The following is a 4965-nucleotide window of genomic DNA, read 5'->3' on the forward strand; positions in this document are numbered from 1 at the left end:
GGCTGAAGCACAACCCTCCCATCCTCTAAGAACTTCCTGAACTCTTCTCTCAGTAAAACCTCCTCCGTCAGCTCCTGATCAACCACGAACTTCAGCTCCTTGGAGTATCTGAGGACCTTGGGATGGACGAAGAAGCTTGCCACAGCCTTTGGAGAGCAGGTCAGGTGTAATCTCTGGGCTATCCCCTCAAGCTCCTCTATCCATAATGTTCCGTTGGTCTCTATCTGCACGGAGTAGCCTCTGTCCAGCAGAGATTTCACAAGGGCAGGCAGGCTCTTCTGGGTGAAGGGCTCTCCCCCAGTTATGACGACGTGCCGGGCTGAGAAGCTCTCAAGCTCCTTGAGAATGTCTCCAAGCTCAAGATACTCCTCTTTGAAGTTGAGTGCCTCCGGCTGGTCGCACCAGGGACACCTGAGGTTGCATCCCTGAAGCCTCAGGAATATGGACGGCTTCCCTGTTAGAAGACCCTCTCCCTGAAGGCTTTCGTATATCTCATTTACGCTCAGATATTCGGCTGTTCTAACTTTATCTCGTAGCATTCTATTACGTCTCCAACCTTCACATCGTTGAAGTTCTTGAGCTTTATACCACACTCAAAGCCCCTCGCTACCTCCTGAACGTCCTCCTTGAACCTCTTGAGGCTCTCTATCTCACCGTCGTAAACCACGACTCCCTCCCTCACAAGCCTTGCCTTTGCACCCCTCACGATCTTGCCCTCAAGCACGTAGCATCCGGCCACGGTGCCAGCCTTCTTTACCTTAAAGGTTGCCCTTACCTCCGCTGATCCGAGGACCTCCTCCTTTTCAACGGGCTTCAGCATACCCCTGAGGGCGTTCTTCACGTCGTCTATCACCTGATAGATTATCCCGTACATACGGACGTCCACTTTCTCCTGCTCTATGAGCTCTCTCGCCTTAGGATCTGGTCTTGTGTTGAAGCCAATGATTATCGCCTGAGCTGCCTTTGCCAGCATAACGTCGTTCTCAGTTATACCTCCAACCGCACCGTGTATAACCCTTACCGCAACCTCATCGGTTGTGAGCTCCTCAAGGGACTTCTTGAGTGCTTCAAGGGAGCCCATGGCGTCCGCCTTCACTATGAGCTTCAGCTCCTTAGCCTCTCCAGCCTCAATCTTCTTGTAGATGTCCTCAAGCCTTACGCTCTGGGCAAGCTTGTCCTCCTTCTCCCTCTTCTCCCTGATCTTTTCCGCTATGCTTCTTGCCTTCTTCTCACTCTCAACGACGACGAGGGTGTCCCCCGCATCGGGAAGGTCTTCAAAGCCGAGAACCTCAACGGGCGTAGATGGTCCAGCCTCCCTAACCTGCCTTCCCTTATCGTCAAACATAGCCCTGACCCTTCCGTTGGTTATCCCAGCCACGAATATGTCCCCAACGCGAAGCGTTCCTTCCTGGATTATGACCGTTCCTGTGGGTCCCTTCTTCTTGTCAAGCTTTGTCTCTATGATTACACCCTTAGCCCTCTTGTTGGGGTTAGCCTTAAGCTCAAGGATGTCAGCCACAAGGGTTATCATCTCAAGGAGCTGGTCAACCCCCTGACCCGTCTTTGCGGATACATCAACGAAGACCGTGTCCCCTCCCCACTCCTCGGGAACGAGACCGTGCTCCGAGAGCTCCCTCCTGACCTTCATAGGGTCCGCACCCGGCTTGTCAATCTTGTTCACCGCAACTATTATGGGAACGTTGAAAGCCTTTGCGTGGTTTATAGCCTCAACGGTTTGAGGCATGACGCCGTCGTCTGCTGCCACGACGAGGACAGCTATGTCCGTTATCTGGGCACCCCTTGCCCTGAGGCTTGTAAAGGCTTCGTGCCCAGGTGTGTCAAGGAAGGTTATCAGCCTACCGTCGGGGAGCTTCACCTGAGAGGCACCTATGTGCTGGGTTATCCCCCCTTTCTCCCTCTCTGCCACGTTCGTCTTCCTTATGGTGTCAAGGAGGGTTGTCTTTCCGTGGTCAACGTGCCCCATAACTACCACTATGGGTGGTCTGGGCTTGAGGTCCTCAGGTCTGTCGGGCACCTCCTCCAGGAGGACCTCTTCCTCCTCTTCCTTCTTTGCCTCTGCGAGGTATCCGAAGCTCTCCGCTATCTCAACCGCAAGGTCCGTGGGGACAGCCTGATTTATGGTTGCGAGCATTCCCTTCTTCAGGAGCTCCGCTATTATCTTGTTTGCGGGAACCCTGAGCATATCTGCGAGCTCTCTTACCGTTATCCCTTCGTATATCTCAACTATCTTTATCTCTTCCTCTTTCTTCTCCTGCTGCTTCTTCTCCTCCTTCTTCTTCTCCCTCTCCATCTGTTGCTGGAGCTTTTTGAGTATCTGCTCCTCTTCCTTTGTCACCTTCTCCTTCTTCTTCTCCTCAGCAGCAGGCTGGGGCTTCTTCTCCTCTACTGGTTTTGGAGCCTCCTTGGGTTTTTCCTCCTTCTTCTTGGGAGCCTCCCTTTTGAACTCCCTGACAGGTCTTCTCCCTTCGGTTCTCTTCTTCTCTACCTTTGGAGTCTTTAGCTCCTCCTTGGGCTTCTCCTCCTTGACCTCCTTGCCGAGGACCTCCGCCACGACCTCCTCTATGGGTTTTTCCTCAACCTTTATCTCCTCCTCTTCAACCTCAGCTGGCTCTTGAGTCACTTCCTCAACCGCCGCGGCGGTCTTCTTCTCCTTCTTCTTTGGCTCACCGAACTCCTGATATATCATCTCAATCTGGTAGTCCTCAAGGGTGTGGAAGTTAGACCACTTCTTCCCGTCGTCCCGAGGAGCCCACTCCTCTAAGAACTCAATCAGCTTCTTGGGTTTTATCCCCAGCTCCTTTGCCAAATCCTGAACGCGCTTCCTTTCCAATACTTCAAACCTCCTAAAAGATATATTATAGGCTCAGCACCGCAGGTTGCCACAGCGTAGGTATAATACAGACATGGTTGAAGAGCTTGCAAGGGAGCTTGGAGGTAAGCTGGTTCAGACCCATACCTCCTGGGTCATACTTCTGCGTGATGTCGTTTACAAGATAAAGAAGCCCGTGAACTTCGGTTTTCTGGACTACTCCACCCTTGATAAGAGGAAGGAAAACTGCGAGAAGGAGGTCCTTCTGAACAGGAGGCTCTGTCCCTGGGTCTATATCGGAGTGGTTCCGATAAGCGATGTCGGTGGGAGGTGGGTTCTTGAGGACGGCTCCAACGTGGTTGAGTGGGCTGTGAAGATGAGGAGGATACCTGAGGAAAACATCCTCTCCAACAGGCTTGAAGCCACGGGCGAGGGGGATATAAAGAAGGTCGCACAGGTCGTTGCCAACTTTCACCTTTCCGCAGAGAGGGCGGACGAGTTCGGTAAGCCGGAGGTCATGAGGTTCAACACCGATGAGAACTTCCAGCAGACGGAGAAGTACATAGGGATAACCATAGAGCGCGGGGACTACGAGCTTATAAGGGAGAAAACGAACCGGTTCTATGAAGTTTATGAGGAGCTCTTTTACAAGAGGATGAGGGAGGGAAGGATAAGGGACGGGCACGGAGACATAAGGCTTGAGCACGTCGCCTTCCTTGAAGAGGGTGTGTGCATCTTTGACTGCATAGAGTTCAACGAGAGGTTCAGGTGCGGTGATGTTCTAAACGACATGTGCTTCCTCTCCATGGAGCTTGACTTCTTCGGCAAAGACAATCTCTCAAGAGCCTACGAGAGGGAATATCTGAGGATAACAAAGGACCCAGAGTTTGATATATTCCTGCCCTTCTTCAAGTGCTACCGTGCCTATGTAAGGGGTAAGGTTACGAGCTTCCTCCTTGATGACCCTCACGTGGGGGAAGAGGAAAAGAAGCGGGCGAAGGAGAAGGCTAAGAGACTCTTCAAGCTCGCCAGAAGGTATGCGGAAGGCATTAGTGCTTAGAAACCTATATGAATTCCAAGGGTGTAGTGGTTCTCCTTACCCACGCCCACGCCTATGAACGGTCCGGCATGAAAGCTTCCCAGCTCAAAGTTCTTCCCGATGTCCAGGTGAAGGGATAAGCCTTCGCCGTTGAGAGAAAGCCCAGGCATGAGAGCCACAAAAAATCCACCCTCACCCTCGTGCTTCACTCCCGCAAAGACGGTATCGTGGGAGTGTTCGTCAAATATCTTCTCATAACCCATACCAAAGGAGAGCCTACCAAAGACCTCCCTTGTGGCGTGTATGTGGACCGATGGAACGGTGCGACCCTCCTCTTCAAGGTAGGAGAGCCCACCACCGATGCCGAGCTCAAACATCTACATAGCTTGCTGCTGTTTCTTCAGAGCCTTGAGTATCCTCTTCCTTCTCGCCCTTTCGCGCTTCTTCTTGCGCTCGCTGGGTTTCTCGTAGTACTCCCTCTTCTTGACCTCTGTAAGTATCTGCTCCTGATCTATCAGCCTCTTGAACCTTCTCAGCACCCTCTCGGGTGGCTCACCTTCATTCACTATCACAACCGCCAACTACATCACCTCCTTAAAATCCGCAGAAGATTTTAACATAACCCGACCCGCGGGGGTAGTAAGATCAGCCTACGGATTACCTTCTGAGAACCTCCGAGAGCATCTGAATCACGGTGTCAATTCTGTGGTTTATCTGAGTTATGTCCTGTCTGAGCTGGCCGATCTCTTCTCTCATCTCATGCCTGAGCTGGTTTGTCTGGTTGTCTATCTTTTCATCAAGCCTCTTTATCTCCTGCCTGAGCTGACCTATTTCACCCCTGAGCTGGCTCGTCTGGGTATCTATCTTCTGGTTCAGGTATTTGAAGTCCTCTTCTCTTTTCCTTTCAAGCTCCCCTATCCTCTGGATTATCTCCTTGGTCCTTTCGTCAACCACTTCATAGACGATCTCAAGGGTTACCTTCCTTACAACCCCCTTTGCCCTTTCAAAAACCATACTTATATGTTCTTCTGAAATTTCTCAGATGTCAAGCAGCGTGAGATTTAGTACCCAGTCGCAATCCCTCACTGTTCAGGGA

Annotated in this window: 6 protein-coding genes; 1 reads left to right on the top strand and 5 read right to left on the bottom strand. The window is 51.7% G+C overall.

Features of this window, described 5'->3' with window-relative positions:
* Positions 1-539 (bottom strand): 7-carboxy-7-deazaguanine synthase QueE (locus tag AC1HCM_RS05480; protein ID WP_479460762.1); only part of this gene is annotated, 539 nt, incomplete at its 3' end.
* Positions 503-2851, bottom strand: coding sequence for a translation initiation factor IF-2 (infB, locus tag AC1HCM_RS05485; RefSeq protein WP_479460763.1), 2349 nt, complete (start codon positions 2849-2851; stop codon positions 503-505). The genes AC1HCM_RS05480 and infB, both read right to left, overlap by 37 nt.
* 73 nt (positions 2852-2924) lie before the next feature.
* Here infB and AC1HCM_RS05490 point away from each other — a divergent pair, with 73 nt between their 5' ends.
* Positions 2925-3890: a gluconokinase gene (locus AC1HCM_RS05490; RefSeq protein ID WP_479460764.1), complete on the top strand. Its 966-nt coding sequence runs from the start codon at positions 2925-2927 to the stop codon at positions 3888-3890.
* Here the strand turns inward: AC1HCM_RS05490 and AC1HCM_RS05495 are convergent.
* The 3 genes from AC1HCM_RS05495 to AC1HCM_RS05505 all read right to left on the bottom strand — a co-directional run bounded on the left by AC1HCM_RS05495 (position 3887) and on the right by AC1HCM_RS05505 (position 4883).
* Entirely contained in the window at positions 3887-4246 is a 360-nt protein-coding gene (locus tag AC1HCM_RS05495; protein WP_479460765.1) for a hypothetical protein, read from the bottom strand. The genes AC1HCM_RS05490 and AC1HCM_RS05495 overlap by 4 nt on opposite strands.
* Positions 4247-4450, bottom strand: coding sequence for a 30S ribosomal protein S21 (rpsU, locus tag AC1HCM_RS05500; protein WP_479460766.1), 204 nt, complete (start codon positions 4448-4450; stop codon positions 4247-4249).
* Between the two features lie 76 nt (positions 4451-4526).
* Positions 4527-4883 carry a hypothetical protein gene (locus AC1HCM_RS05505; protein ID WP_479460767.1) on the bottom strand — a complete coding sequence of 119 codons (357 nt, stop codon included), beginning with the start codon at positions 4881-4883 and terminating at the stop codon, positions 4527-4529.
* Positions 4884-4965 lie beyond the last annotated feature (82 nt).

This window comes from Hydrogenivirga sp. (assembly GCF_056450045.1).